A 25942-nucleotide genomic window follows, 5' to 3' on the forward strand; every position below is an offset into this window, starting at 1 on the left:
CATGCCTGCCGTACTCGATACACCTGTCGCCGTCAGGCGCACTGCAATGGACCTGCTCGCACGTCGCGAGCACGGTCGAGTCGAGCTGACGCGTAAACTGCGTCAGCGCGGCGCTCCCCCCGAGCTTATCGATGCCGCCCTTGATCGCCTGGTCGAGGAAGGTCTGCTCTCTGAATCCCGCTACCTTGAAAGCTTCGTGTCTTACCGGGCACGTTCGGGCTACGGTCCTGTTCGTATTCGCGAAGAGCTTGGTCAGCGTGGCTTGCAACGTGCCGACATTGAGCAGGCGCTCAGGGACTGCGGTATTGATTGGCAGGAGAAGCTTTACGAGCTTTGGCAGCGCAAGTTTGCCGGTGCTCTGCCTGTCGATGCGCGCGAGCGAGCCAAACAGGGGCGTTTTTTGAGTTATCGAGGCTATCCGCTGGAAATGATCGGCCGCTTGTTAAGCGGCCGTGGCGGAGATGACTGATATATCGGGGCGTTTACTGTGGCGCCCGTTTCTGAGCTGCGTCCCTGGTCGCTGAAGCGTCTTCCCAGTTTTCCTGTTGGTTGATGTAATCCACCAGTTCACGAAGCCTGCCCTGATTGCGGCCTGTGAAGGTGAACGCCAGTCGTGTCAGGTGACTGAACTGCGCTTCATCGTGTTCTTCGCCCTGATAACTGTGCTGGTGAAAGTTTTCATTGATGCACAAGTCAGCGAACGCTTCCTGCATGTGCTCCAGAGCTTGCTCGCTCAGCGCATGATGCATACGGATCACGAACTTGTTTTTCAGCCAGCGGCTGGAATGGAAGTTGGCGTAAAACCGGTTGATCTCTTGCACCGCTTCGTCGGCGCTGTAAACCAGCCTCATCAGCTTCATGTCGGCTGGCAGAATGTAGTGATTGTCCTGCAACTGGTGCTTGATGAAGTCCAGCGCACCTTGCCAGAAACTCCCGCCAGGCGTGTCCAGCAATACCACAGGCACCAACGGGCTTTTGCCGGTTTGTATCAACGTCAGCACTTCCAGGGCTTCGTCCAGAGTTCCGAGGCCGCCTGGGCATAGCACCAGCGCGTCGGCTTCCTTGACGAAGAACAGCTTGCGCGTGAAGAAGAAGTGGAAGGGCAGCAGGTTTTCGCTGCCCTCTACCGTCGGGTTGGCGTGCTGTTCGAAGGGCAGGGTAATGTTGAACCCGAGGCTGTGTTTCAAGCCTGCACCGGCATGGGCTGCCGCCATGATGCCGCCGCCTGCGCCGGTGATGACCATCATGTTGGAGCTGGCCAGTTTTTCTCCCAGCTCTCTGGCCTGGGCGTACAGCGGATGTTCCATTGGTGTACGAGCGGAGCCGAAGACAGTGACTTTGCGGCGGCCCTTGAAGCGCTCTAGCACCCGAAAGGCTTTGTCCAGTTCGCGCAGGGTCTGCAGCGTTATCTTGACGTCCCAGCGGTTACGGTCATCCTGGGCCATGCGCAACACGGTGAGCATCATGTCGCGGTACAGCGGAAGGTTTTTCGTGCCCGGAGCCACCTCATTGATGTGCTCTTCAATCTTGCTGGTCAGGTCGAGACCGTCGCTTTGAAAGTGTCGGGATAGAAGATCGTCAGGTACATACGGCATTCGGGATTTTTCCTCCTGCAGGATCGATGGCCCGGTGGGGCGTGTTGAATCGATGATGTCCCGGTTTGCAGAGAAAGGCTACCCATTCCCTGTTCATTGCCAGGGTGGATTGGTTGCAGGATGTCTTGAGTACTGCTCGAATGACGCGCCTGAAGAACAGGCGCGCGGGGGGAGGCTACATGTCGGGCGTGGCTTATTGCTTGGGCTTTACAGTGCAGTCGGAAGCCTGAAAGGTCTGCGTCGCAACCGGGCGGTTGGTCTTGTACTCGGTGAACTGATACTTGAGTACGGCACCCTTGGTCATCAACTGGCGAAAACCATTGTTGTGGCACACGCTATTGCCCAACTGGTTGCGCATCACGTCCGGGTTGGCGCGCATCTGCTGAGCCTGGCCTTCACGAACGCTCAGGTGGTTGATCAGCTGGTTGCCGCTGACGGTATAGCCCTGATCGAGGATGTCTTCGTTGATCGCTCTCGGCGTGCCGACACTGCTTTCCTTAGCGACTTTTTCCAGCATCTTGCTGAGTTCGAACTCCTGTTTCGACGCCGCCTGGGCGCACAGTGGAGTAACGAGCAAAAGCGTAAGGGTGGGTACGATAAGGCGCAGCATTAAACTCTCCTGATTAAGTCACTGGCCGTTGGACCAGCGACTTCAAAGTGCGTTCCGGGCAGCCCACCGATAGCGCGGGGTGCTGTGGCGCAGCAGTATAGAGCAGGAGTCTTCCTCGGGCCTAGACTCTGGACGAAAAGAGGCTGCCGTACCGAAAGCGCGTTGAAGTGCCGGGGCTCTGATAAACTGCGCGCACTTTAGTCCTGCCGAGTCTTTGTGGTGTCGATGTATCTCCCCCGCAGGTGTGTCCTGTAATGAGCCATGCCGTGTCCCGCCTGCGCGATGAGCGTCTGGCCCGCAGTACCAGGCCTTTTATTGCCCGAGGCTCGCGCGCGCCGCGCTGCCCGGAATGCCGGGTGATCTCCAGCTATTGTCTGTGCGAATGGCGACCCAGCGTCGCTGCCGACTCAGGCATCTGCCTGCTGATGTATGACACCGAGCCCTTGAAGCCGACCAACACTGGTTGGCTGATCGCCGATGTCATCCAGGACACTCATGCCTTCCTCTGGTCGCGGATAGAGGTCGATGAGCAATTGCTCGCCTTGCTGGACGACCCGCAGTGGCAGCCCTACATCGTCTTTCCCGGAGAATTTGTCGCCGAGGAGCGCGTGGTCAACAGGGTCTCGCGCCTGGATGGCAAGCGCCCGCTGTTCATTCTGCTGGATGCCACCTGGACCGAAGCACGCAAGATGTTTCGCAAGAGCCCGTATCTGGAGCGGTTTCCGGTCTTGAGTCTGGAGCCCGAGCAGATCTCGCGTTACCGTTTGCGTCGATCGAGGCGTGACGATCACTTCTGCACGGCGGAAGTGGCCGCCCTGTGTCTGGAACTGGCCGGTGACGCCAGTGCCAGCGGAGTGCTGGATGCTTATCTGGACGTGTTCAGCGCTCATTACCTGGGCGCCAAGTACCAGAACCCGATCGATCCCGACGACGCGGCGCATACCCACTTGAAGGCGTTCATTTGAAGGCTGTTCATAACCAGGGGCTGCCGAACTGCACGGGTTTGGCTAATTGCCATCTATGTTCCCGGGTATCGACGCTTCGCGCTTGACCGTCATGGCCATGCTGGGCATGCTTGGCGCCGCCTGGAAGCCGATTCATCTGGTCTGGCAGGGCACCGGGGCCCGCTTCGGGTTTCGCACTGTGCGTTCGCCAGCCTTGCTGGGCGGCCGAGTCTTCGGCCCCTCACTATAAAAACAGGATCATTACATGACCTACGACATCCTGATCGCTGATGATCATCCCCTGTTTCGCAGTGCGCTGCATCAGGCGCTGAGCATTGGCCTGGGGCCTGACGCACGGCTGGTCGAGGCAGAAAGCATTGCCCAGCTTGAGTCGCGCCTGGGGGAGAAGGCTGATTGGGATCTGGTTCTGTTGGACCTGAACATGCCAGGGGCCTACGGCTTCTCCGGGCTGGTCCTGTTGCGTGGCCAGTACCCGCAGATACCGGTGGTGATGGTCTCGGCGCAGGAAGAAGCCTCCATCGTGGTGCGCTCCAGAGAGTTTGGTGCCAGCGGCTTCATTCCCAAATCCAGCTCGCTGGAAGTCATTCAGCAGGCGGTACGCACGGTGCTTGACGGTGACGTCTGGTGGCCGCCGCAGGTCAATGAAGTGATCAGTGTTTCAGACGAAGCAAAGGCTGCCAGCGCAGGCCTTGCCAGCCTGACGCCTCAGCAGTTTCGAGTGCTGACGATGGTCTGTGAAGGCTTGCTGAACAAGCAGATCGCTTCCGAACTCAGCGTGTCCGAAGCGACCATCAAGGCACATGTCACAGCCATTTTCCGCAAGCTTGGCGTACGCACGCGTACCCAGGCAGCATTGTTGTTACAGCAGCTTGAGTCCATTTCGTCCAGCTGACGGCTTTCAGGTTGCGAGCATTCACGCTTTTTTGACCTTTATTGCCTTAGCTTTCCTCATCTTTTTTACACAGCAGCCTCTCTATGTCGCCCTTCAAAGGCCAAACCGGTCTGAAACGTATTCTTAATGCCGCGGGTTATTCACTGGACGGTTTGTGCGCAGCCTTCAAAGGTGAAGCGGCTTTCCGCCAGTTGGTACTGCTCAACGTGGTCCTGGTCCCGCTGTCGTTTTTCCTGCACGTCAGCAAGGGCGAGCATGCCCTGCTGGTTGCCGTGTGCCTGCTGGCGCTGATCGTGGAGCTGCTCAATTCGGCCGTAGAGGCGGCCATTGACCGCATCTCGCTGGACCTGCACCCGCTGTCCAAGAACGCCAAGGACATGGGCAGTGCTGCCCAGTTCATCGCCCTGAGCATGATCGGCCTGGTGTGGGCGATCATTCTGCTGGGCTGACGCCTTTGGTACAGATCGTCAATACAGGCTGGGCAGCACGATCTCGTCGCTGCGCTGCACCCCGGCGGTGAACGCGCGGCACAGTTCGAGAAACTCGCGCATGGCCGAGGTCTGGTATTTCTGTTTGTGCCAGATGAAGTAGAACTGCCTGGCCAGGTCCAGCTCGGGCGTAGCCAGTTCGACCAGATTGCCGCGACGAAAGGCATCACGCAGCGCCAGTCTGGAAATGCAGCCAATGCCCAGCCCGGATTCGACTGCGCGTTTGATGGCTTCGGTGTGCTCAAGCTCCAGTCGGACATTCAGCCCGTTACGGTGATGACGCATCGCCTGATCGAACGTCAGGCGTGTGCCTGAGCCCTGTTCCCGAAGTATCCAGGCTTCATGGGTCAGCTCTTCCAGGGTTACCTGGGCGCGCTTGGCCAGCGGATGCTGCGGGGCGCAGAACACCACAAGTTCGTCTTCGACCCAGGATTGCACTTCGATGTCCGGGTGGCTGCAATCGCCTTCGATGAGGCCCAGATCGATCTCGTAGTGCGCAACCTGTTGCACGATATGCGCCGTGTTCTGGACATGTAGCTTGACCTGGCTTTCCGGATGGCGCTGCATGTAGCCGCCGATCAGCAGGGTCGCCAGGTAATTGCCGATTGTCAGCGTCGCCCCGACCGCCAGTGAACCGAAGCCTGATTTACCGTTGAGCAGGTCTTCGATTTCCTTGGCCTGATCGAGTAGCGCGACGGCTTGGGGCAGCAATTGTCTGCCGGTGGCGTTGAGGCTGAGGCGCTTGCCGGCACGGTCAAACAGCTGGCAGCTCGATTGGCGCTCCAGCTCGGTGATGGAGGTGCTGGCAGCCGACTGCGAAAGCGAAAGCAGCACTGCGGCCTTGGAGACGCTTTCCTGCCGGGCGACGGCCACAAATACCTGGAGCTGACGGAGAGTAAATCGCATATCTATATAACCGATAACCTATATCTTGATAATTCATTTAACAGATATTGTGTCTGCCACTAGAATGTCGCGCAATAGCGCAGTGCTTCTGCGCGCACTATTTTTTCAGGAGTCCTCACGTACATGAGCAACATGAACCACGAGCGTGTCCTCAGCGTCCACCACTGGAACGACACCCTCTTCAGTTTCAAGTGCACCCGCGACCCTGGTTTGCGTTTCGAGAACGGTCAGTTCGTGATGATCGGTCTGCAGCAGCCAAACGGTCGTCCGCTCATGCGTGCTTATTCGATTGCCAGCCCGAACTGGGAAGAGCATCTGGAATTCTTCAGCATCAAGGTGCCTGACGGCCCGCTGACTTCCCAGCTGCAGCACCTCAAGGAAGGTGACGAGATCATCATCAGCAAGAAGCCTACGGGTACGCTGGTGCTGGACGATCTCAAGCCGGGCAAGCATCTTTACCTGCTGAGCACCGGTACCGGCCTTGCGCCGTTCATGAGTGTCATCCAGGATCCCGAAACCTACGAGCGTTTCGAGAAAGTCATCCTCTGCCACGGCGTGCGTTACGTGAACGAAGTCGCCTATCGCGAATTCATCACCGAGCACCTGCCGCAGAATGAATTCTTCGGTGAAGCGCTGCGTGACAAACTCATCTACTACCCGACGGTCACCCGCGAGCCTTTCGAGAACGAAGGTCGTCTGACTGACCTGATGCGCAGTGGCAAGCTGTTCAGCGACATCGGCCTGCCGCCGATCAACCCGCAGGACGACCGTGCCATGTTGTGCGGCAGCCCGAGCATGCTCGACGAGACCAGCGAAGTGCTCAACAGCTTCGGCCTGACCGTTTCGCCGCGTATGCGTGAGCCGGGCGACTATCTGATCGAGCGTGCGTTCGTCGAGAAGTAAGCCGGCTGCACAAGACCCGCCTCTTCCTTGAGTGGATCAGGCGGGTTTTTGTTGTGCGGGATTTGTTGCCTCGATCAGTTCAGATCAGCAGCAGCCTCAGGCGAGCAGCACTTCAAGCACGCAAATCACGCCGGCCTGCGGGTAGTGCCAGCGCACGTCCAGATCCCAGAACTGAGCACCATAGCGACGTTCCGGCGTGGGCAGCTGATAGGCCGGGCGCGGGTCCTGGGCCAGGCACTGCTCGATCAGTTCGACCAGCGGCTCGTTCAGGCGCAACGCGTGTTCACGAGCCTGTTGCAGCGCGGCCTCCTGCCAGCGCACCGGTATCAGGTCTGGCGCAGCACTGGCGATGTGGTTGGTCGCGTCGGCGATTGCGTCGGCGTAGGGCACATAGGGCTTGATGTCCAGCACCGGCGTGCCATCCAGCAGGTCGATGCCGGACAGCCAGAGTCGCCCGGGCTCGACCTTGTCCAGCTTGACCACCGACTGGCCGATGCCATTGGGGCGATGGGTTGCGCGGGTAGCGAACACGCCCATCGACTGGTTGCCACCCAGGCGCGGCGGGCGCACCTTCAGGCGTGGCTTGTCTTCCAGTGTCAGGTGGAACAGAAACAGCAGCCAGACGTGACTGACCTGTTCCAGCCCCTGAACCGCTTCACCCTGATCGAAAGGTGGCACCAGCTCCAGCACGCCGCGTGCCGCCGGTGCCAGCTGTGGCTGGCGCGGGATGGCGAACTTCTCCTTGAAGCAGGAGCGCACGAAGCCGACAGGGGAGACGTTGTAGCTCATCGGGACCGATTCAGCCACGCACGCGCAGGGTCAGGCCCTTGAGGAAATTGCGCAGCAGTTGATCGCCACAGGCGCGGTAGTTGGTGTGTCCGACCTTGCGGAACAGGGCGCTCAGTTCTGGTTTGGAAACCGGGAAGTCGACTGATTTGAGGATGGCGTGCATGTCGTCTTCTTTCAGTTCGAACGCCACGCGCAGTTTTTTCAGGACGATATTGTTGGTGATCGGCAAATCGATCGCCTGTGGCGGACGGCTGTCGTCCTTGCCACGCTTGAAGTAGACCAGGCCATCGAGGAAGTGCGCCATGATTTCATCGCTGCAATCCAGATAGCCTTCTTCTTCCTCTTTTTTCATGAAAGCGATGACATCGCTCTTCGACACTTCAAAACCGGTCAGTGCGGTGATCTCGACAATCTTGCTGTCGCTGATATCGAGCATGTAGCGCACGCTGCGCAGTACATCGTTGTTCATCATGAGGCGTGTTTCCTGATAAGTCGTAGGGCAGCGCATGACGGTGGTCATGCGCGCTGTAATAAGGTGGGTGGCGCGAGGGTCAGAATTTTTCCTTGGCCGTCATGTAGCGCCACTGGCCTTCGGGCAGTTTGCCCATGGACACGCCGCCGATGCGGATGCGGCGGATAGCGACGATCTTCAGGCCGACGGCCTCGCACAGCAGGGCGATGATGCCGGGCTGCGGGTTTTTCATTGCAAAGCGCAGGCGGTTCTCGTTCTGCCAGCTGGCTTTCACGGCTGGCAGCTCCTTGCCTTTGTAGGTCAGGCCGTGGTTCAGCCGATTGAGGCCGTGAGCAACCATCTCGCCCGAGATTTCCACCACGTATTCCTGCTCGATTTTGCTGCGGTCATCGGTGAGCTTGCGCAGGATTTTCCAGTCCTGGCTGAATACCATCAAGCCGCTGGCGTTGGCCTGCAGGCTTGAAATCGCCTCAAGGCGCATGAAATGGCCCTTGAGCGGACGCTTGCTGTAGCTGTGCTCTACGGAGAGCGTACCCGGCGTGATCATCTGCAACGCTTCTTCGGCGCTTGCCGAGGCGGGTTTGTGCAGGATGATCGTCACCGGCTCGGGCGAGTCGGCCTTGGCGTCCGGGCTGAGCTCGATTTTCTGGGTGCTGACCTTGAAGTGCGGTTCTTCGATGACCTCGCCGTCCACAGTGACCCAGCCACCCTCGATAAACAGTTCGGCCTCCCGGCGGGAGCAACCGACCAGCTCGATAAGGCGTTTGGAAAGGCGAATGGGGTCTGTCATGACAAAAAAGCCGTTTGCTAAAATAAAGTCGCCATTGTAACCGCCCGGCGACGGTTAATCGCGGCAACATTGCATTTGCGCTGCAATCGGTGTCAGTTACGACTGATCAGGCGCATTCTGAGCATGGGGTAAGGCTGGCCCAGACCATCGATTTCAGAGCGGCTGACAACCTCGAAACCATGCCTGCGGTAAAACCCCAATGCCTGCGTATTCTGCTCGTTGACGTCCAGCTCGCGGATATTGAACTGCTCGATTGCATGAGTCAGCAACTGCGTGCCCAGCTTCTGGCCGCGATGGTCCGGGTCGATGAACAGAATATCCAGACTGTCCTTGTGCGCACCCGCAAAGCCGGTGATGTTGAGCTGCTCATCCCTTGTACAGAACAGGGTCACACTGCCCAGATACTGCGGCAGCAGCCCCTTGAGCCGGGTGATGTAGGCGTCTGGCAGAAAGTCATGGGTGGCGCGCACCGAGCGTTCCCATACCTCGGTCATTTCCGGGTAATCATGGGTATCCGGTGTGTATAGCTGCATCTCGCGTCCTCCTTTAAGCCGGTCCTGGATAGACAACAGCCAGAGACGAAAAAGCCCTGCCGGTTAAAGGGCAGGGCTTTCGCTTGCGACCAGGGAGAGTACTTAGAGCATTTCGGCCCACAGGTCGTATTCGTCGGCATCGGTCACTCGGCACATGATCTTGTCGCCGGGCTGAACGGTGCTGCCGTCGTCCAGGCCGATGAACACGTTGCCGTCGATTTCCGGGGCGTCGAAGAAGCAGCGGCCCACGGCACCACGATCGTCGACTTCGTCGATCAGCACTTCGATCTCCTTGCCGATTTTCATCTGCAGGCGCGCAGCGCTGATTGCCTGCTGATGAGCCATGAAGCGATCCCAGCGATCCTGCTTGACGTCGTCCGGCACGATGGCCGCGTCCAGCAGATTGGCGGGCGCGCCTTCAACCGGCGAGTACTGGAAGCAGCCAACCCGGTCCAGCTGCGCTTCGGTCAGCCAGTCCAGCAGGTACTGGAAGTCTTCTTCGGTTTCGCCGGGAAAACCGACGATGAAGGTCGAGCGGATGATCAGGTCCGGGCACTGCTCACGCCAGTTCTTGATGCGCGCCAGCGTCTTGTCTTCAAAGGCCGGACGCTTCATCAGCTTGAGGATTTTCGGGCTGGCGTGCTGGAACGGGATGTCCAGGTACGGCAGGATCTTGCCCGCGGCCATCAACGGGATCAGTTCGTCGACGTGCGGGTACGGGTAGACATAGTGCAGGCGCACCCAGACACCCATCGAGCCCAGCGCCTGGCACAGCTCGGTCATGCGGGTTTTGACCGGCTGACCGTCCCAGAAACCGGTGCGGTATTTGACGTCAACGCCATAGGCGCTGGTGTCCTGGGAAATGACCAGCAGTTCCTTTACGCCGGATTTGACCAGGCGCTTGGCTTCGTCCAGTACATCACCCACCGGGCGGCTGACCAGCTTGCCGCGCATCGACGGGATGATGCAGAAGCTGCAACTGTGGTTGCAGCCTTCGGAAATTTTCAGATACGCGTAGTGGCGCGGAGTCAGTTTGACGCCTTGTGGCGGCACCAGGTCGATCAACGGATTGTGATCCTGGCGGGGCGGCACCACATCATGCACCGCGTTGACCACCTGCTCGTACTGCTGCGGGCCGGTCACCGACAGCACGCTCGGATGCACATTGCGAATGACACTCGCATCGACGCCCATGCAGCCGGTCACGATGACCTTGCCGTTTTCCTTGATGGCTTCGCCGATCACTTCCAGCGACTCGGCCTTGGCCGTATCGATGAAGCCACAGGTGTTGACCACCACCACGTCGGCGTCCTCGTAGGTCGCAACGACTTCGTAACCTTCCATGCGCAGCTGGGTCAGGATGCGTTCAGAGTCAACGAGTGCCTTTGGGCAACCCAGTGAAACGAATCCAACCTTGGGGGCGGACGGCGTGGTGACGGTGGACATGGCAAACCTCGGCGTGAAGGGCGCCCGGACGCGAAGCGCAGGCGCTGACTGGGCGCTTGCTGCGCCTCTGATCAAAAAGTGCGCAATTCTAGCGGCGAGTGGGCAGGATGACCAGCGTTTGCATGAGAATTACGACGTACGCGAGACGCAGCCAGGGCCAGCGCTTGACGAGCCGATCGCATCACGACCGGCAGTAACGCCGGCACACGCAGTGTATTGAGGGAAATAGCCGATGTTGCAAAGGGCGGCAGTGACAGTTTGAATGAAGTCCAGGCCCGACTGCGCAGGCCTGGACTGGCTGTCACATGCTCTCAGCGCCGCGGTTCATGCATCGGGCAGCCGTTGTGCTGGCTGCGAAAGCCCGCCGAGTGTTCATAGGCCGGTTTGCGCACGCGCATGACGCCGCCCAATGGACGATGCGCCTCAAGGCCATGCCACGGGCTGAATGCCATGGCTTCGTCGATTTCCTGGACGTTTTGCTCCGACCACGATGACTGGCGGGGCACATCGATTCGAGCCACGGCCACGTAAGGGCTGAGGTCTTCCGGCCAGATCGCCGAGGCGTCCTCGATCGGCATTTTTTCCAGGTCCGTGGCCAACTGGACGCGCACTTCCCAGCTGGCATCGTGTTCAAGAAAGAACGCTTTGACTGCTTCGCGCAGACCGTCCGGGTTGTCTTTCAGGTCCACAGCCTTGTCGGTCAGTGCAATCAATTCGGCGCAGACCGGCACGACACTGAGTTTGGCGTAGTAGGGGCCGTACAGAAACGGTACGACGGTGTAGAACGTCTCGCCCAGGATGTGGGTCATCGGGTGCCCGCCGAGACTTCTCAGTGTGCCACTTTCGCCTCCGGCAGACTCGATCACCGACTCGATGCCACGCAGGACGGCAGACAGCGCGCGTTTCATGCTCGGCGCCTTGTCGGTGGTCTTGGCCAGCAACTTCAGGGTCTTCAAGAACGCTTTGGGGTCCTTGGCAGTAAACGCCTTGGCGTTTTGCATGACAAAGTCCTGGGTGGTTGCCTCTGCGCTGCCGGGCAAGCGCGGGCCTTCGACGCCGACCAGTTTGATGGCCAGGCCTCGAGGCGTTGATACCTTGTCGTCGAGGATGTCGCCCGGGTTGGTCGAGAAGCGCATGACCACCGGGAAGTTGCCGGGCCTGGCGAAGGCACCCTGGGCCAATGGCTCGGGCAGGTCGCCGTACACTTGAATCTGACCGTGGAGCAAGCCGTGAGCCTTGGCATGCACACTGCGAATGGCGTGCCCTGTATCTTGATAAGTGGTCTCGAGGATGGAATGCATGGCTTCGACCAGCTCTTTGCTGGTCTGCGCTTCATCATCCGGAACGACTTCAAATGAGGGCTGGAAGGGTAAAGGCTGGACAGTCAGGTTTTGTGTGGTCATCAGAGCATCTCGGTCAGAGGTAATCAGGGTGCCCGGGCGTCGGTGCGGTTCTTGAAGACCCCTGAGGCGGCAGGCTTAACTAATGACCGGCCGATATTTTTGTCGTTCCATGAGAAACGCTGCCTCGAAAAACGCCTTCATCCGGCAGTGATCAAGGCGTGGTGGCAGGCTGGATCGTTGCGACGATCTGCGTTTCACCAAGAATTACGACGAGTGCTGCGTTATGCTTCGCGCCATCGCGCCGAGGCATGTCAATGTCTGGCTGAATCTGAATTGTTACGCCTTGTGATGTTCTCAGTGTTGAACCTCATGTCTGGTTTCCGGGAGTAGTGGATGAGTCAAGCAAACAGTCATGCGGAGGCCGGAGGCGCTGCCAAGCCCATCGGGCTGCTGATCGCCGCAGTAGGGGTGGTTTACGGCGACATCGGCACCAGTCCGCTGTACACCCTCAAGGAGGTGTTTCAGGGTGGTTACGGCGTAGAAGTGACCCATGACGCGATTCTCGGGGTGCTGTCGCTGATCTTCTGGTCGCTGATCTGGGTGGTTTCGTTCAAGTACATGGCGTTCGTCCTGCGTGCCGATAACCAGGGTGAGGGCGGCATCATGGCGCTGATGGCCCTGGCGCGGCGCGCTTCGGCCAAGCATCCCCGGCTGCAAATGATGATGGTGGTGTTCGGCCTGTTCGGCGCCGCATTGTTCTACGGTGACAGCATGATCACCCCGGCGGTTTCGGTGTTGTCGGCGATGGAAGGGCTGGAGCTGGCGTTCGATGGCCTCGATCACTGGATCGTGCCCATGGCGCTGGTTGTGCTGGTGGGCCTGTTTCTGATTCAGCGTCATGGCACCGCGCGTATCGGCGTGCTGTTCGGCCCGGTGATGGTGATCTGGTTTCTGGTGCTCGGCGCGCTGGGTGTCTACGGCATCATGCAGTCGCCGGAAGTGCTGAAAGCGGTCAACCCGGCATGGGGTGTGAATTTTTTCATCATCCATCCGGGCATCGGTGTGGCCATTCTGGGTGCTGTGGTGCTTGCCCTGACAGGGGCCGAGGCGCTGTACGCCGACATGGGCCACTTCGGCCGCAAGCCGATTTCGCGTGCCTGGTTCATCCTCGTGCTGCCTGCGCTGCTGCTCAACTATTTCGGCCAGGGTGCGCTTGTGCTGGGCAACCCTGAAGCGGTTCGTAACCCGTTCTACCTGCTGGCGCCGGGTTGGGCGCTGCTGCCACTGATCGGTCTGTCGACGATGGCGACCATCATTGCCTCGCAAGCGGTGATCTCCGGTGCCTTCTCGATGACACTGCAGGCGATCCAGCTGGGCTACATTCCGCGCATGCACATCCAGCACACCTCCAGCGACGCGCAAGGCCAGATCTACATTGGTGCCGTCAACTGGGCGCTGATGGCGGGTGTCATTCTGCTGGTGATCGGCTTCGAATCGTCTGGCGCGCTGGCGTCTGCCTACGGCGTCGCGGTGACCGGAACCATGCTCTGCACCACCATTCTGGTGTCGACGGTCATGCTGATGCTCTGGAAATGGCCGCCATTGCTGGCTGTTCCGTTGCTGATCTGCCTGCTGCTGGTGGACGGTCTGTTCTTCGCGGCCAACGTGCCGAAGATCTTCCAGGGCGGGGCCTTCCCGGTACTGGCGGGCGCGGTGTTGTTTATCCTCATGACCACCTGGAAGCGCGGCAAGCAGTTGCTCGCGGAGCGAATCGACGAGGGCGGCCTGCCATTGCCGATCTTCATCGGCAGCATTCGCGTCCAGCCGCCGCACCGGGTACAGGGCACGGCAGTGTTCCTGACTGCACGTTCGGATGCCGTACCCCATGCGCTGTTGCATAACATGCTGCACAACCAGGTGTTGCACGAGCAAGTGGTGCTGTTGACCGTGGTGTATGAAGATTCGCCGCGTGTGCCGTCCGCTCAGCGCTTCGAAGTCGAATCCTATGGCGAAGGCTTCTATCGGGTGATCCTGCACTTCGGCTTTATCGATGAGCCTGACGTACCGGCTGCGCTGGCCTTGTGTCACTTGCCGGAGCTGGACTTCAGTCCGATGCGCACCACGTACTTCCTCAGCCGCGAGACCGTGATCCCGTCCAAGATGGATGGCATGGCTCGCTGGCGTGAAGCGTTGTTCGCCTTCATGCTCAAGAACGCCAACGGCAACCTGCGCTTCTTCAAGCTGCCGTTCAACCGGGTGATCGAGTTGGGTACGCAAGTGGAGATGTAAGCGTTGGCCGGGTTGTCCGGCAGCGCAGATAAAAAAATCCCGGCCACCTCACGGTGCCGGGATTTTTTTGTCGCAGACTGTGGCGTTACTGAGCGGCAGTCTTGCCCTGACGCTTGTTGATCGCGTCGATCAGACGTTTGGCCAGCGCCGGATAGTCCTCATCGAAGTGATGACCGCCTGGCAACTGAACCGCTTCGCCGACGGCGGTGGTGTCAGTGCAACCGCTGTCTTTCTTCTCTTCGACGCCGTAAACGCAGAACACCTTGGCGGCTGGCAGCTTGGCCATTTCCTGTCCGGTGGTGGCTTCCTTGCCTGCGTTGCCAAGCCAGCCGTCGACGTGAATCTCGAAGCTGCCAGTGCGCGCGAAGGCAAGCAGAATAATCGCGTCGACCCGATTCTGATCGTCTGCCGCCAGGCGATTGTAGATAGCCGGCATGACGTCAGCACCGAACGAGTAGCCCGCCAGAATGAAGCGCTTGGTGCCCCACTTCTGACGGTAGTGGTTCATCAGGTCGGTGAGGTCGACGGCGGTCTGTTCCGGCGTCTTGTGTTCCCAGTAGTAGCGCAGTACGTCGATGCCCACCACCGGGTAGCCCATCTTGGCCATGTCGCCGGCCACGACCTTGTCCAGGTCGCGCCATCCGCCGTCACCGGACATGAACAGCGTCACGGTGTCGGAAGGCTGGCTGGCCGGAACTTCGACCGTCGGTATACCCAGTCCGCCACTGTCATTCTCGCCGAGCAACAGATGACGAAGTTCGGTATTGAGCACCTGAGGCAACGGGATGTCGTAGTCGCTGATGCTGGTGTCGGCGTTGCTCTGATCGCGCACGAACGCTGCGCTCGGATCATCCGGCGCGTCGTTCCAGGCGGCCAGCCAGTGACCGTGCGCAGCCTTCTGCGGCAGCGGCACGTCGCAGATCTGCGGCGGCTTTTCGTCCTCCTCCACAACGGGCGGAGGATTAGACACGTGCTCGAGCGCAAAACCTACGGAAATGGCCTGCGCCTGGTCATCGGTCTGCCCGGCCAGCCAGCGCCAGGCCAGGGTTGCGCCCGGGCCTATGCCACCGACGACCTTTGCCGGGCCGTCGAGCTTCGTCAGAGCGTCCTGAAAGGTCTTCTGTTGCAGGACGCAGTCGTCCTTGGGCAGCACCACCTGAATGATGCGTGCCGACGCATCCTTGCTGATCGCCAGCAATTGCTTGTCGCTCAGCATGTCTTCAGCGGTGACGGCCAGTGCGATACGGGTCTTGATGCTGGTGGCCGGCGTTACGCTGGTCAGCGGCGCGCCCCCGTCAAGGTTCGAGTGTTCCAGTGATGCGGGCGGAGCGGGGCGGGTCCAGACCCAGACTCCCAGCGCCACGATTAAAAGAACAATTACCAGAGCTGCGAGCAAAAGGCGCCAGGAGCGTCGAATCATCAGCGTTTCACCAATCCAGTCAGGCCGCCCGCAATCAGGGCGGCGGTGTCAGCCAGTGCCACGAGCGGATCGAGTCCGGCAGGCACGGCCATATAACGAGGTTCCCAATCGGGCTGGAACTTGTCCTTGAAGCGACGCAGCCCCTGGAAGTTGTACAGCTGTTCGCCACGGCGGAAGATCATCGAACCCAGACGCTGGGTGATGGGTGCGCCACGTCGTGGCTGCAGACCCGACAAAGGCACCATGCCCAGGCTGAAGCGCGCGTAGCCCTGGGCTTTGTAATGCAGAATCAGGCCGACCATCATGAATTCCATGGTCAGCTTGGGTGCATCCGGGTGGGAGCGCATCAGGTCCAGGCTGGCCAGTTCCGGGCTGGTGGTTTCCAGCAGGTTGGAGAACGCGACCGGCTTGCCCTGGAAGTGCACGATGGCAATGCGGAAGTACTTCAGGTACTCAGTGCTGAAACGGCCCAGCGAAAAGCCTTTTTCGCGGACATTCTTGCCCGTCAGCCAGGCGTCGGAAATCACTTTCAGCTCGTCGATCGGCGCCTGGCCCGGTTCGTAGATCTCCAGCGAAAGACCGTCGCGGCCACCCCGGTTCCAGGTGTAACGCAGGTCTTTCATCTCCTTGCCCTTGGCGTCGATGTCGAAGCGATGCAGGTCGACGCGCGCTTCTTCACCCAGCTTGATGGCCGTGAGACCGATGTCCATGTAGAACGGCAGGTTTTCTGCACGTACCTGATAGAACACCGGGCGCGCATGGTGCACGTCGCACAGGTCGCGGAACTGCCAGATCAGCTCGGCACGCTGTTGTGTGGGGCCGATCGGGTCGTAAAGTGCTACCAGACTGCGGCCGCGATGCGAGTACATCAGGAACGCATTGCCGGCCGGATGGAACAGGATCGCCTTGTCGCCGGTGAGCACCAGGCCGCCATCGGGCTGTTTGGAGGCCTTGAGGATCTCGGCCGCCTTGTCCAGATCTGCGGCGTCGGGCAGCTTGATGACCGGTCTGGCAGTACGCAGTAACCAGGTCAGCGAAACCACTACCAGCAGCACGGCGCTGCCGAGCGCCGAACGCAGGCCGCGCGGGGCGTCTGCATCGAGGGTGAACTGCCACCACAACTGGTGACTGTAGGGCACGTCCTGATAGGCGAACAGCAGCAGCCAGATCGAGGCACCGACCACGCAGATGCTGGCAATCAGGTAGACCGGCGAGAACGGCAGCTCCAGCAGGCGGCTTGGACGGTAGAACGAACGGCGGAAAGTCAGCAGCAGGCAGGCGGTCAGCAGCAGCATGCTGGCTTCTTCCCAGTCGAAGCCCTTGAGTATCGACAGCACTGCACCTACCAGCAGCAGAATAGAGGTCAGCATCCAGGCAGCCGACAGCCGGCGACGCAGGCCCTGGGCGAGCAGCAGGCACAGCACACCCACCAGACTGGCTCCAAAGTGCGACGCATCGATCAGTCGATGCGGGATCATGAAGCCGACGTTTTCCAGACGGGTATCGATTTCAGGGGTGGCACCAGAGAAGAGCAGCACCACCCCCGACAAGAAAACCAGTAGTGCCAGAATCGGTGCCGCCAGTCCTGAGGCGACGCGCATGGCCTGCCTGGTCGGCAGCAGGCGCTGAGCCTCGGTGAACAGCAGGGTAAGGCAGGCCAGCAGCAGCGGCAGGATCACGTAGATCAGGCGGTACAGCAGCAGTGCAGCGGCGAGCGGCGCGGCACCCAGTTCGTTGGCAAAGGCTGCGAGCAGAATCGCCTCGAACACGCCGACGCCACCAGGCACATGGCTGAGCACGCCAGCAGCGAGCGCCAGCAGGTAGATAAGGATGAATGCACCCAGCGGCGGCGCATGCGGCAGCAGCAGGTACAGCACCATCGCTGCGGCGGCGACGTCCAGCGCGGTGATCACCAGCTGAATCAGCGTCAGCTTCAAATCCGGCAGGCGCAAGGTGCGACGACCGAGACGAACCAGAATATTGTGCGGGATGTCCTGTTCCGGCAGGCGTCGACGGTAGATTAACACCGCCAGCAGCAGGCTGCCGATCAACACCGCTGTAGCGACTACAGCCAGCACGTCGACGGGAAGCTTGAGGGCCAGTGACGCGCCTGACAGGTTGCTCAGCGTGGCCAGTGCAGCCAGCGGCGGCAGCGCACAGCCCAGTGACAGGCTGGCGAACACGGTCATGCGGGCGATTTCAATTGCGCCTACGCCATGGCGTGAATAAAGCCTGTAGCGCACCGAGCCACCGGACAGCATCGACAGGCCGACCGCATTGCCGATGGCAAATGAGGTGAAGCCGCCGAGAAGCAGCGTCTTGATAGGCAGGTCGACATTGGCGTATCGACTGGCGGACAGTTCATAGCCCATCAGAATGATATAGCCGACGATTGCCGCGAGCAGCGCACCGCCCAGGGCGGGCAGGGGGACTGCGAACAGCGAGTCGTGCAGCGCATACCAGTCCATTTCGACCAGCATGTGGCGGCAGGCTATAAGGGCCAGGCTGAACAACAGCAGCATCACCGCCAGCCCGATGGGCTGTCGGTATTTGCTCAGCAGCTCCCGCCAGTTATGGCGTGGTGGGCTGACGGGTTGCTCTGCATCAATGGTTTCATTGGAATCGGACATGTTGTCGCGCATCAATCACTCCTTGGATCGTGCGCGACAGGATGGAGGTATGCAGCCAAGTTACCAATCCCTACGCAGAAAATATTTCAGGATGTTAGCGCGTCAACGTCTAACGAGCGAATGGCGAATCGAGCCGGGTGATGCTGTTCAGCTACGGTTCAGTCGTGATTCAGCTTAGTAACACCTATCGGCAGCGCACGCAAAAACTGTCGTAAATGCACGCATTACGTTACAGATGTGATGATAGGGTTTCAAAGGGCTTTGGAAATAGTCTTTTTTGTCAGACAGTTAGCCGTTGCCCGCGCTACTTTTTTACCGGAAACAAAAAAGGCCACTCTTTCGAGTAGCCTTTCTTGATGTTTGGTTGCGGGAGCCGGATTTGAACCGACGACCTTCGGGTTATGAGCCCGACGAGCTACCAGACTGCTCCATCCCGCGTCTGTGTGGCGGCATTCTACAGCCGAACGCTGAAGTGTCAACCCTTAATCCGCAAAGCATGCAAATGAATAGCAGATTGTGCACATTGTGCACGCTCTATAGCCAAGGCAGAGGGCCACGACGGCGTGCAGGTCAGGGCTTGAGAAGAGGGCTTTTCAGGCACGCACAAAAAAGGCCACTCTTTCGAGTAGCCTTTTCTGATGTTTGGTTGCGGGAGCCGGATTTGAACCGACGACCTTCGGGTTATGAGCCCGACGAGCTACCAGACTGCTCCATCCCGCGTCTGTGTGGCGGCATTCTACAGAGAGATGACAAGGTGTCAATGGTTAGTTTTAAAAAAGTGCTTTTTCTTCAAACGCTTAGCGGATCCAAATGATCGATCTGCACGGCATCGGCGCTTGCATGACGGGGCTTTGCAGCTGTTTCGGTCATGCGTGATGGGCTTTTGACTACTTTTCGTGGCGGCCTTTCGCATCATTGGATGTTACTTGGCGGCACGAATGAGATACTGCCCGGCCATTGATTGCAAAATCCCATCAGGTCATGACGCAGCGCAAAATCATCCACATCGACTGTGACTGCTTTTATGCAGCCATTGAAATGCGTGACGAGCCCGACCTCGCCGGCAAACCGTTGGCGGTAGGCGGCTCTGCGGAGCGGCGCGGGGTGATTGCGACCTGTAATTACGAGGCGCGCGCCTATGGCGTGCGTTCGGCCATGTCGTCCCGGCATGCGCTCAAGCTCTGCCCGGACCTGACCATCGTCAAGCCGCGCATGGATGCCTATAAAGAAGCATCGCGGGAAATCCACACGATCTTTCGCGATTACACCGACCTGATAGAGCCGCTGTCTCTGGATGAGGCCTTTCTGGATGTGTCCGAGGCCGGGCACTTTTCCGGCAGCGCCACGCGCATCGCGCAGGACATCCGTCGTCGGGTCTCGAATCAGTTGCACATCACCGTGTCGGCGGGCGTTGCGCCCAACAAGTTTCTCGCCAAGATCGCCAGCGATTGGAAAAAGCCCAACGGGTTATTCGTCATTACGCCGGATCAGGTCGAGGAATTCGTCGCTTCCTTGCCGGTCACCAAGCTTCATGGCGTAGGCAAAGTCACCGCAGACAAACTCGGCCGGCTGGGTATCGTCGACTGCGCCGACCTGCGAAGCCGCAGCAAGCTCGCGCTGGTCCGGGAATTCGGCAGCTTCGGTGAGCGCCTCTGGAGTCTGGCGCACGGCATTGATGACCGACCGGTGCAGAATGACAGCCGACGTCAGTCAGTCAGCGTTGAAAATACCTACGACACGGATCTGCCTGATCTGGCGGCCTGCCTGGAAAAGCTGCCCGACCTGCTGGAAACCTTGAGTGGCCGGATGGCCAGAATGGAAGGGCAGTACCGGCCCGGCAAGCCGTTCGTCAAGGTGAAGTTTCATGACTTTACGCAGACGACTCTGGAGCAGTCCGGAGCCGGAAGGGATCTGGGCAGTTATGAACAGTTGCTGGCTCAGGCGTTCGCCCGCGGTGGCAAGCCGGTCAGGTTGCTGGGCATAGGCGTGCGCCTGCACGACCTGCGTGCAGCCCATGAGCAACTGGAATTGTTCTCTCGACAATGACTGGCCGCGGTTAAACGCCGCGGCCTTTCATGTTGCGGGCTTTTTTTACTGGCTCTGGGCAGGAACGGCGACCAGGCGGCCAGCGTCTCTGGCGAGCGACTTGAGAAATTCACCCTGCAGTTGCGGGTCGTTGCGCGTCAGTTCGATCAGGTTCTGTTCCAGCTCGCTGGCTTCTTCTTCCAGTCCCATGTCAGAAAGACGTTTGACGCGATGCACCCACTGGCTGACCTCATCATCTTCAAGGTCGTCGTAGATCAGGGCGTGCGCCTCCAGCAACTTGCCGCGTAGCGAATGGCTGATTGGCAAACTGGCGCTCGTGTGCGCGCTGTCCTGATCGTCTTCGACATTGATATAAATGCGCGTTATGCGGCTCAGGTCCTGTTCGGCAAACGGACTGTCCAGCAGGTTCAGGCGCAGGATGCCGTTGCGGTCGGTGCTCATTTCGTGAGTTTCATTGCCAGCCTTGACCATCACCAGGCGTTCATTCCAGGGCAGGGTGGAGTTCTCGATCCGCTTGTCCTTCTGAACTTCGTCGATGCTCGCCAGATTCTGCTCGGCGCGACCGTGGGACGGGGCGTTCATGAACGGGTTCAGACCTGCCACGCCATAGTGAATCCAGTCCTTGGTCATGCTTTCCGGCAGATTACCCAGCGCAAACACGTTGACCACGTTAGCCCCGACACCTGCGACAACAGCGACTGCGCCGAGGGGGATCTCGTAGACCTCCCGCCACGGTTGGTAAGGCGTATAGCGGTCATAGTGGCGGGTGACTTCAAAGTCGGTGACCTCGAACGATTTGTGCTCGTGAATCCGCACGCGGCGTTGCGGCAACTCCAGTGTCTTGGGTTCGCCGATATCGACTTGCAGGGTGTGTTCGAGCAGTTTGCGTTCGACTCGCTCCTCGTGCTCGCTGCGCTGAGAGAGCTGGTTGGCACAGCCGCCGACGAGAAATGAGCCGCACAGAACGGCGCTGCCGAGGCTTAGGGTGCTTCGTTTGAGCATGGGATCTCTGATGCGGATTGGGCGAGTGAAGAGCGGCGCACCTGCGAGCAGGTGCGCACGTTGACTCAGCGGTTCACTTTGCCCTGGATGAACGACAGCACGTCCGCAACCGCAATGGCTTGCGGTTGCGATTCGGTACGGCTCTTGTATTCCAGATTACCTTCGGCCAGGCCTCGGTCGCTGACCACGATACGGTGCGGGATACCGATCAGTTCCATGTCGGCGAACTTGATGCCCGGGCTGGTCTTCTTGTCGCGGTCGTCGAGCAGTACTTCAAAACCGGCAGCCGTCAGGTCGGCGTAGAGTTTGTCCGTCGCTTCACGAACGGCGTCCGTCTCGTAGCGCAGCGGGACCAGCGCAATCTGGAACGGCGCGAGGGTGTCGTTCCAGATGATGCCGTTTTCGTCGCTGTTCTGTTCGATGGCAGCGGCAACCACTCGGGAAACACCGATGCCGTAGCAACCCATCGCCAGATTGACCGGCTTGCCGTTTTCACCCAGCACCTGGCACTTCATCGCTTCGCTGTACTTGGTGCCCAGCTGGAAGATGTGACCCACTTCGATGCCGCGCTTGATTTCCAGCGTGCCCTTGCCGTCCGGGCTTGGGTCGCCCGCAACCACGTTGCGCAGGTCGGCAACGGTCGGAACCGGCAGATCGCGCTCCCAGTTGACGCCGAAATAGTGTTTGTCGTCGATGTTGGCACCGACACTGAAGTCGCTCATCAGCTCGACAGAGCGGTCGATGATGCACGGCAGTGACAGGTTCAATGGGCCCAGTGAGCCCGCGCCTGCGCCGATGGCGTCGCGCAGTTCGGCTTCGGACGCCATGACCAGCGGGTTGGCGACCTGTTCCAGCTGACTGGCCTTGATTTCATTGAGCTCGTGATCGCCGCGGATGATCAGGGCGATCAGCTTGCCTTCTTCGGCAGCATGCACCACCAGGGTCTTGACGGTTTTCTCGATCGGCAGACCGAAACCTTCGACCAGTTGGGCGATAGTCTTGGTGTTCGGTGTGTCGATCAGACGCAACTCTTCGGTCGCGGCAGGGCGCGTCTTCTCGCGAGGAATCGCCTCGGCCTTTTCGATGTTGGCTGCGTAATCGGAGCCGTCGCTGAACACGATATCGTCTTCGCCGGATTCGGCCAGTACGTGGAATTCGTGCGAGCCTGCGCCACCAATCGAGCCGTTATCCGCTTCGACCGGGCGAAACTTCAGGCCCAGTCGGGTAAAGATGTTGCTGTACGCCAGATGCATGCGGTCGTAGGTGACCTGCAGCGATTCTTGATCGGCATGGAACGAGTAGGCGTCTTTCATGACGAACTCGCGTCCACGCATCAGGCCGAAGCGCGGGCGGATCTCGTCACGGAATTTGGTCTGGATCTGGTACAGGTTGATCGGCAGCTGTTTATAGCTGTTGAGCTCATTGCGTGCCAGATCGGTGATGACTTCTTCGTGGGTCGGGCCCAGGCAAAACTCACGGTTGTGGCGGTCGACCAGACGCATCAGCTCCGGGCCATACTGCTCCCAGCGTCCGGATTCCTGCCACAGTTCTGCGGGTTGAATGCCGGGCATCAGAATTTCGAGTGCGCCTGCGGCGTCCATTTCTTCACGAACGATGGCTTCGACCTTGCGCAGTACGCGCAGGCCCATGGGCAGCCAGGTGTAGAGGCCGGAGGCCAGCTTGCGAATCATGCCGGCGCGCAGCATCAGCTGATGGCTGACCACGACCGCATCGGAAGGGGTTTCTTTCTGTGTGGCGAGCAAAAATTGACTGGTGCGCATGGTTGGCCGTTGTCGGTTGCTGAGACAGGAAATGACCTGGCATTGTACGGCGCTGTGCCGGTCGCGTACAGGGCGGGGCTGGCTTGCAGGTGGTGTTGGAGTGCTTTCTTGGGGGCATGAAAAAGCCCGGCATGTGCCGGGCTTCTTCTATTAACGAGTGCTGAGCGGTGATTACAGGATCGAGATCGGGTAATCGACGATCAGGCGGAACTCGTTGACGTCGCCATCTGCCTGGGCATCGTTACCACGGTGCCATGCCTGACGCATACGGAAGGAAAGGTCTTTGGCCGGGCCAGTCTGTACGACGTATTTGGCTTCCAGGTTGGTTTCGTGGTGCTTGCCGTCAGCTCCATACATATTGGCATAGGCGCTGGACGCGTCTACTTTGGTGCCATCAATGTTGTCACCGTTGAGGTAGCGTGTCATGAAGCTCAGGCCAGGAACGCCGTAAGGCGTCATGTTCAGGTCGTAGCGCACTTGCCACGATTTCTCGCCTGGGCCGTTGAAGTCGGAGTACTGAACGGAGTTGGCCAGGAAAATAGAGTCGCCGCCACGATTGTTGTCGCCTATACCGATATAGTCGAACGGCGTATCGCCGTCGACTTTCTGGTACGCAACGGTAATGGTATGCGCTGCCAGGAACGAATAAGCCGCCGACGCCGAGTAAGTGGTGTTGTTAATCGACCCAGCTTTAGCGCTGCCTTCGTCAAGGGTGCGGTACAGGTTGACGTCGAAAGCCAGTGACTGATCATTCCCCAAAGGCAATGCATAGTTCACGTTACCGTAGTACTGATCCCAGATGTCTTCGAGTTTGGCTGCATAGAAAGCCACGCCCAAACCATCGGTCACTGCGTACTTGCCGCCAACAAAATCTGCACTGCTGGCTTTCAGGCCGTTGAAGCCGTTTGCGTAAGTTGCCCAGATGCTGCCGTCGTGACTCGTGTCATCCTGGCTTGTGCCCGAGTAGAAGTGTCCTGCTTCAAGATCAAGACCTGCAATCTCACTGCTTTGCAGGCTTAGACCGCTAGCGGTTTGAGGTAGCAGGCGTGATCCGCCAACCGCAAATACTGGACTGGTAGGCTGCATGTCGCCGATTTTCAATTCAGTCTTCGATACGCGGAATTTTACAGCGCCGCCCAGCTTGCCCTGCGTAGCCTCGTTATCACCATTGGCGTCAGTGACCAGGTTTCCAGAGCCTGAGTATTTGTCGAGACCCCAAAGCCTGAGGCCTCCATAGCCGAATGCCTCAACGCCTACACCGATGGTGCCTTGAGTGTAGCCGGTGCTGAAGTTGGCCCAGATGCCTTGGGTCCAGTCTTTGTCGCTGCGACCGCCTGGAGCAGGGTTGTTTTTCTTGTCACGGTTGAAATAATAGTTGCGCAACTTCAGGTCAAGCGTGCTGCCTTCCACAAAGCCCTTGGCATCAGCCTGATCGCTGACGAAAGGTGCGGCTGTTGCCATTTGGGCGCTGGCTGCCGTAACGGCCAGTGCGATTGCGCTCCACTTCATCACTCTCATCGTGATTGCTCCTTTGGTTTTTAGAAGATTTGTCTGCCGTCCCACCTGTTTTTTTATCTGGGCGGCTCTTTCTATTTTTGTCGGCGGAATCTATATCACGCTGACTTGGGTTGCTATAGCTACAGCCTTATCCTTTCAGAATCTTTACGACGCGCAGCCGAGCTAGCCTGTAGTGGCATTCTGCACCTTGTCTGATTGATCAAAGTGCGGTCCGTCACAGCGTCCCTCAGGGTCGCAAGCCTTGTTTCCCTTGATTCTGCCACCCCTGTTTTCCGCCAGGGGTGCCTTGATCATATGGGTGATAAAGCAACAAGCGTGCACAAAGTTTCCGAAAATGAAAAAAATTTGTGAAAAATCAGAATCAGGATCGCATTTTTGCTCTATCTACATGTTTTTGTTAGCCATTTTTATTTTTTAAAAATACCTGTGGCTTTTCCTCGCCAAGGATGAGCGCTGCCCTGATTGCCCAAAACGTTACCGGTATCGGCTCACGTTGAGTAGAAAACGAATCCGCTTTGTTGCTGTCGCAACAGCAGTGTGTGATTTTGGTGCAGTCCTTATCGGATTCGCCTGAACCTGGAGCATTGCTCTGGTGGCGGTCATGGTGAGGCAGTGGATGTTTCATTTTCATGTACGTCAGGCAGGCAATTGTAAGGCACTGGTTCAACGTGTGGCTGTTTGCAGCGGGATCTGCCGTCATTCAGTGGCGTCAAATTGGTGCAGCGACCGTTGTGGTGGGTGCATTCTGGTGCATAGGTGAAGCCTCACGCGAAGCCTAGTATCCTGCCTGCCTATCGCAGCACCCTGCCACAGGCAGGGCAGGTGCATTTACCTGGCAGTCAGGAGCTTTTTATCGTGTTCGTTCTGGATTCCCGTCTTCAACAAGACACCCTGCCGATTGGCGACTTTCCGTTGTGCCGGTTACTGCTCTCCAACGACAGTCACTACCCATGGTTCATTCTGGTGCCGCGTCGGGCTGAGATCACTGAAGTCTTTCAGCTGAGCGCTGCAGATCAGGTGCAGTTGTGGCAGGAGACGACTGCACTGTCCAGGGTGCTGAACGAGCTCTTCGATGCGGATAAAATCAACGTTGCCGCCTTGGGGAACGTGGTGAGCCAGCTGCATATGCACGTCATCGTGCGCAAGCGTGACGATGCCGCCTGGCCTGCGCCCGTGTGGGGCAAGCAGGCTGCCATCGCTTATACTGACGAACAGTTCTCGGCAATCCGCCAGCAACTGAAGCCGGTACTGACAAATGATTTCCGATTTGAGGAGGAGCAATCATGAGCCTTGAAGAGCGAGTCATGGAGCTTGAAAGCCGTATGGCCTTTCAGGACGATACGATCCAGGCGCTCAATGACGTGCTGGTAAAGCAGCGGCGCGAGCTTGATCATCTGCAACTGCAGATGGCGGCGATGCTCAAGCGTCAGGAGGAAATGGGCAGTCAGTTCGAGACCTTCGAGGAAGATGCGCCGCCACCTCACTATTGATCGGCTGCCATAAAAAAACCGCGACTTCCGTCAG

The 25942-nt window shown here is 58.9% G+C and carries 23 protein-coding genes, 2 tRNA genes and 1 pseudogene; 10 read left to right on the plus strand and 16 right to left on the minus strand.

Annotated features, from left to right (window positions below; all coding sequences use genetic code 11):
- Nucleotide 1: 1 nt before the first annotated feature.
- Nucleotides 2-469, plus strand: a complete 468-nt coding sequence (gene recX / locus AC54XV_RS07625; protein WP_004406202.1) for a recombination regulator RecX — start codon at nucleotides 2-4, stop codon at nucleotides 467-469.
- 13 nt (nucleotides 470-482) lie between these two features.
- Here recX and AC54XV_RS07630 read toward each other — a convergent pair whose 3' ends face one another.
- Both AC54XV_RS07630 and AC54XV_RS07635 read right to left on the minus strand, forming a co-directional pair.
- A complete protein-coding gene (locus AC54XV_RS07630; protein ID WP_060409005.1) occupies nucleotides 483-1595 on the minus strand; it encodes an LOG family protein in 1113 nt (370 codons plus the stop codon).
- Nucleotides 1596-1788: 193 nt separating this feature from the next.
- Nucleotides 1789-2205: a quorum-sensing-regulated virulence factor family protein gene (locus AC54XV_RS07635; RefSeq protein WP_004406195.1), complete on the minus strand. Its 417-nt coding sequence runs from the start codon at nucleotides 2203-2205 to the stop codon at nucleotides 1789-1791.
- A gap of 254 nt (nucleotides 2206-2459) precedes the next feature.
- On the opposite strand from AC54XV_RS07635, the gene AC54XV_RS07640 reads away from it, so the two are divergent.
- The 4 genes from AC54XV_RS07640 (at nucleotide 2460) to AC54XV_RS07655 (ending at nucleotide 4511) form a co-directional block, all read left to right on the plus strand.
- The gene (locus AC54XV_RS07640; RefSeq protein WP_004406193.1) at nucleotides 2460-3170 is read left to right on the plus strand and encodes a tRNA-uridine aminocarboxypropyltransferase; all 711 of its coding nucleotides are present in this window, start codon (nucleotides 2460-2462) and stop codon (nucleotides 3168-3170) included.
- Nucleotides 3171-3216: 46 nt separating this feature from the next.
- Nucleotides 3217-3399, plus strand: a complete 183-nt coding sequence (locus AC54XV_RS07645; RefSeq protein ID WP_011266990.1) for a hypothetical protein — start codon at nucleotides 3217-3219, stop codon at nucleotides 3397-3399.
- Between the two features lie 15 nt (nucleotides 3400-3414).
- Nucleotides 3415-4062, plus strand: a complete 648-nt coding sequence (gene erdR, locus AC54XV_RS07650) for a response regulator transcription factor ErdR (protein WP_003319664.1) — start codon at nucleotides 3415-3417, stop codon at nucleotides 4060-4062.
- Nucleotides 4063-4145: 83 nt separating this feature from the next.
- Nucleotides 4146-4511, plus strand: coding sequence for a diacylglycerol kinase (locus tag AC54XV_RS07655; protein ID WP_003364775.1), 366 nt, complete (start codon nucleotides 4146-4148; stop codon nucleotides 4509-4511).
- An 18-nt stretch (nucleotides 4512-4529) separates the two neighbouring features.
- On the opposite strand, the gene AC54XV_RS07660 is transcribed toward AC54XV_RS07655, so the two are convergent.
- Complete coding sequence (locus tag AC54XV_RS07660) at nucleotides 4530-5456, minus strand: LysR family transcriptional regulator (RefSeq protein ID WP_003339525.1); 927 nt, start codon at nucleotides 5454-5456, stop codon at nucleotides 4530-4532.
- A 123-nt stretch (nucleotides 5457-5579) separates the two neighbouring features.
- Here AC54XV_RS07660 and fpr point away from each other — a divergent pair, with 123 nt between their 5' ends.
- Entirely contained in the window at nucleotides 5580-6359 is a 780-nt protein-coding gene (gene fpr / locus AC54XV_RS07665) for a ferredoxin-NADP reductase (RefSeq protein ID WP_002554680.1), read from the plus strand.
- 96 nt (nucleotides 6360-6455) lie between these two features.
- Here fpr and tsaA read toward each other — a convergent pair whose 3' ends face one another.
- The 6 genes from tsaA to AC54XV_RS07695 all read right to left on the minus strand — a co-directional run bounded on the left by tsaA (nucleotide 6456) and on the right by AC54XV_RS07695 (nucleotide 11792).
- The gene (gene tsaA, locus AC54XV_RS07670) at nucleotides 6456-7148 is read right to left on the minus strand and encodes a tRNA (N6-threonylcarbamoyladenosine(37)-N6)-methyltransferase TrmO (RefSeq protein ID WP_024643240.1); all 693 of its coding nucleotides are present in this window, start codon (nucleotides 7146-7148) and stop codon (nucleotides 6456-6458) included.
- A gap of 10 nt (nucleotides 7149-7158) precedes the next feature.
- Complete coding sequence (locus tag AC54XV_RS07675; RefSeq protein ID WP_003409371.1) at nucleotides 7159-7620, minus strand: YehS family protein; 462 nt, start codon at nucleotides 7618-7620, stop codon at nucleotides 7159-7161.
- A 79-nt stretch (nucleotides 7621-7699) separates the two neighbouring features.
- Nucleotides 7700-8410: an rRNA pseudouridine synthase gene (locus AC54XV_RS07680; protein WP_003339519.1), complete on the minus strand. Its 711-nt coding sequence runs from the start codon at nucleotides 8408-8410 to the stop codon at nucleotides 7700-7702.
- A 92-nt stretch (nucleotides 8411-8502) separates the two neighbouring features.
- The gene (locus tag AC54XV_RS07685; RefSeq protein WP_004406183.1) at nucleotides 8503-8943 is read right to left on the minus strand and encodes a GNAT family N-acetyltransferase; all 441 of its coding nucleotides are present in this window, start codon (nucleotides 8941-8943) and stop codon (nucleotides 8503-8505) included.
- Nucleotides 8944-9045: 102 nt separating this feature from the next.
- A complete protein-coding gene (gene rimO / locus AC54XV_RS07690) occupies nucleotides 9046-10389 on the minus strand; it encodes a 30S ribosomal protein S12 methylthiotransferase RimO (protein WP_058398526.1) in 1344 nt (447 codons plus the stop codon).
- Nucleotides 10390-10700: 311 nt separating this feature from the next.
- Complete coding sequence (locus AC54XV_RS07695; protein ID WP_024641887.1) at nucleotides 10701-11792, minus strand: catalase family protein; 1092 nt, start codon at nucleotides 11790-11792, stop codon at nucleotides 10701-10703.
- A 333-nt stretch (nucleotides 11793-12125) separates the two neighbouring features.
- Between AC54XV_RS07695 and AC54XV_RS07700 the strand changes: the two genes are divergently transcribed.
- Entirely contained in the window at nucleotides 12126-14021 is a 1896-nt protein-coding gene (locus tag AC54XV_RS07700) for a potassium transporter Kup (RefSeq protein WP_024641888.1), read from the plus strand.
- A gap of 85 nt (nucleotides 14022-14106) precedes the next feature.
- Here the strand turns inward: AC54XV_RS07700 and AC54XV_RS07705 are convergent, their stop codons facing one another.
- From AC54XV_RS07705 to AC54XV_RS07720, 4 genes and pseudogenes are all read right to left on the minus strand, one after another.
- A complete protein-coding gene (locus AC54XV_RS07705) occupies nucleotides 14107-15441 on the minus strand; it encodes a virulence factor family protein (protein ID WP_004406171.1) in 1335 nt (444 codons plus the stop codon).
- Nucleotides 15441-18058: pseudogene (gene mprF / locus AC54XV_RS07710) on the minus strand (bifunctional lysylphosphatidylglycerol flippase/synthetase MprF). Before mprF ends, AC54XV_RS07705 begins: the two are co-directional and overlap by 1 nt.
- Nucleotides 18059-18432: 374 nt before the next feature.
- Nucleotides 18433-18509: transfer RNA gene (locus tag AC54XV_RS07715), tRNA-Met, on the minus strand.
- Nucleotides 18510-18714: 205 nt separating this feature from the next.
- Nucleotides 18715-18791 (minus strand) — tRNA-Met (locus tag AC54XV_RS07720).
- A 261-nt stretch (nucleotides 18792-19052) separates the two neighbouring features.
- On the opposite strand from AC54XV_RS07720, the gene dinB reads away from it, so the two are divergent.
- Nucleotides 19053-20117 carry a DNA polymerase IV gene (gene dinB / locus AC54XV_RS07725; protein ID WP_004406165.1) on the plus strand — a complete coding sequence of 355 codons (1065 nt, stop codon included), beginning with the start codon at nucleotides 19053-19055 and terminating at the stop codon, nucleotides 20115-20117.
- A gap of 45 nt (nucleotides 20118-20162) precedes the next feature.
- Here dinB and AC54XV_RS07730 read toward each other — a convergent pair whose 3' ends face one another.
- The 3 genes from AC54XV_RS07730 to AC54XV_RS07740 all read right to left on the minus strand — a co-directional run bounded on the left by AC54XV_RS07730 (nucleotide 20163) and on the right by AC54XV_RS07740 (nucleotide 24418).
- Nucleotides 20163-21119 (minus strand): hypothetical protein, encoded by a 957-nt coding sequence (locus tag AC54XV_RS07730; protein WP_496718277.1) that lies wholly within the window; start codon nucleotides 21117-21119, stop codon nucleotides 20163-20165.
- A gap of 65 nt (nucleotides 21120-21184) precedes the next feature.
- Nucleotides 21185-22900, minus strand: a complete 1716-nt coding sequence (locus AC54XV_RS07735; protein ID WP_496718279.1) for a proline--tRNA ligase — start codon at nucleotides 22898-22900, stop codon at nucleotides 21185-21187.
- Between the two features lie 171 nt (nucleotides 22901-23071).
- Nucleotides 23072-24418, minus strand: coding sequence for an OprD family porin (locus AC54XV_RS07740; protein WP_003433319.1), 1347 nt, complete (start codon nucleotides 24416-24418; stop codon nucleotides 23072-23074).
- 855 nt (nucleotides 24419-25273) lie between these two features.
- Between AC54XV_RS07740 and AC54XV_RS07745 the strand changes: the two genes are divergently transcribed.
- Nucleotides 25274-25705 carry an HIT domain-containing protein gene (locus AC54XV_RS07745; RefSeq protein ID WP_004406157.1) on the plus strand — a complete coding sequence of 144 codons (432 nt, stop codon included), beginning with the start codon at nucleotides 25274-25276 and terminating at the stop codon, nucleotides 25703-25705.
- Nucleotides 25702-25908, plus strand: a complete 207-nt coding sequence (locus AC54XV_RS07750) for a SlyX family protein (protein WP_003364741.1) — start codon at nucleotides 25702-25704, stop codon at nucleotides 25906-25908. Before AC54XV_RS07745 ends, AC54XV_RS07750 begins: the two co-directional genes overlap by 4 nt.
- Nucleotides 25909-25942 lie beyond the last annotated feature (34 nt).

Source organism: Pseudomonas fragariae (ex Marin et al. 2024) (assembly GCF_059621105.1).

Bases quoted from the DNA above. Each gene is read 5' to 3' on its own strand.
- dinB (WP_004406165.1), top strand. From the start codon at position 19,053: ATGACGCAGCGCAAAATCATCCACATCGACTGTGACTGCTTTTATGCA.
- tsaA (WP_024643240.1), bottom strand. From the start codon at position 7,148: ATGAGCTACAACGTCTCCCCTGTCGGCTTCGTGCGCTCCTGCTTCAAG.
- AC54XV_RS07630 (WP_060409005.1), bottom strand. From the start codon at position 1,595: ATGCCGTATGTACCTGACGATCTTCTATCCCGACACTTTCAAAGCGAC.
- AC54XV_RS07735 (WP_496718279.1), bottom strand. From the start codon at position 22,900: ATGCGCACCAGTCAATTTTTGCTCGCCACACAGAAAGAAACCCCTTCC.
- fpr (WP_002554680.1), top strand. From the start codon at position 5,580: ATGAGCAACATGAACCACGAGCGTGTCCTCAGCGTCCACCACTGGAAC.
- AC54XV_RS07635 (WP_004406195.1), bottom strand. From the start codon at position 2,205: ATGCTGCGCCTTATCGTACCCACCCTTACGCTTTTGCTCGTTACTCCA.
- AC54XV_RS07705 (WP_004406171.1), bottom strand. From the start codon at position 15,441: ATGATTCGACGCTCCTGGCGCCTTTTGCTCGCAGCTCTGGTAATTGTT.
- AC54XV_RS07685 (WP_004406183.1), bottom strand. From the start codon at position 8,943: ATGCAGCTATACACACCGGATACCCATGATTACCCGGAAATGACCGAG.
- AC54XV_RS07695 (WP_024641887.1), bottom strand. From the start codon at position 11,792: ATGACCACACAAAACCTGACTGTCCAGCCTTTACCCTTCCAGCCCTCA.
- rimO (WP_058398526.1), bottom strand. From the start codon at position 10,389: ATGTCCACCGTCACCACGCCGTCCGCCCCCAAGGTTGGATTCGTTTCA.
- AC54XV_RS07750 (WP_003364741.1), top strand. From the start codon at position 25,702: ATGAGCCTTGAAGAGCGAGTCATGGAGCTTGAAAGCCGTATGGCCTTT.
- AC54XV_RS07660 (WP_003339525.1), bottom strand. From the start codon at position 5,456: ATGCGATTTACTCTCCGTCAGCTCCAGGTATTTGTGGCCGTCGCCCGG.
- AC54XV_RS07740 (WP_003433319.1), bottom strand. From the start codon at position 24,418: ATGAGAGTGATGAAGTGGAGCGCAATCGCACTGGCCGTTACGGCAGCC.
- AC54XV_RS07680 (WP_003339519.1), bottom strand. From the start codon at position 8,410: ATGACAGACCCCATTCGCCTTTCCAAACGCCTTATCGAGCTGGTCGGT.
- AC54XV_RS07700 (WP_024641888.1), top strand. From the start codon at position 12,126: ATGAGTCAAGCAAACAGTCATGCGGAGGCCGGAGGCGCTGCCAAGCCC.
- AC54XV_RS07675 (WP_003409371.1), bottom strand. From the start codon at position 7,620: ATGATGAACAACGATGTACTGCGCAGCGTGCGCTACATGCTCGATATC.
- AC54XV_RS07640 (WP_004406193.1), top strand. From the start codon at position 2,460: ATGAGCCATGCCGTGTCCCGCCTGCGCGATGAGCGTCTGGCCCGCAGT.
- erdR (WP_003319664.1), top strand. From the start codon at position 3,415: ATGACCTACGACATCCTGATCGCTGATGATCATCCCCTGTTTCGCAGT.
- AC54XV_RS07655 (WP_003364775.1), top strand. From the start codon at position 4,146: ATGTCGCCCTTCAAAGGCCAAACCGGTCTGAAACGTATTCTTAATGCC.
- recX (WP_004406202.1), top strand. From the start codon at position 2: ATGCCTGCCGTACTCGATACACCTGTCGCCGTCAGGCGCACTGCAATG.
- AC54XV_RS07730 (WP_496718277.1), bottom strand. From the start codon at position 21,119: ATGCTCAAACGAAGCACCCTAAGCCTCGGCAGCGCCGTTCTGTGCGGC.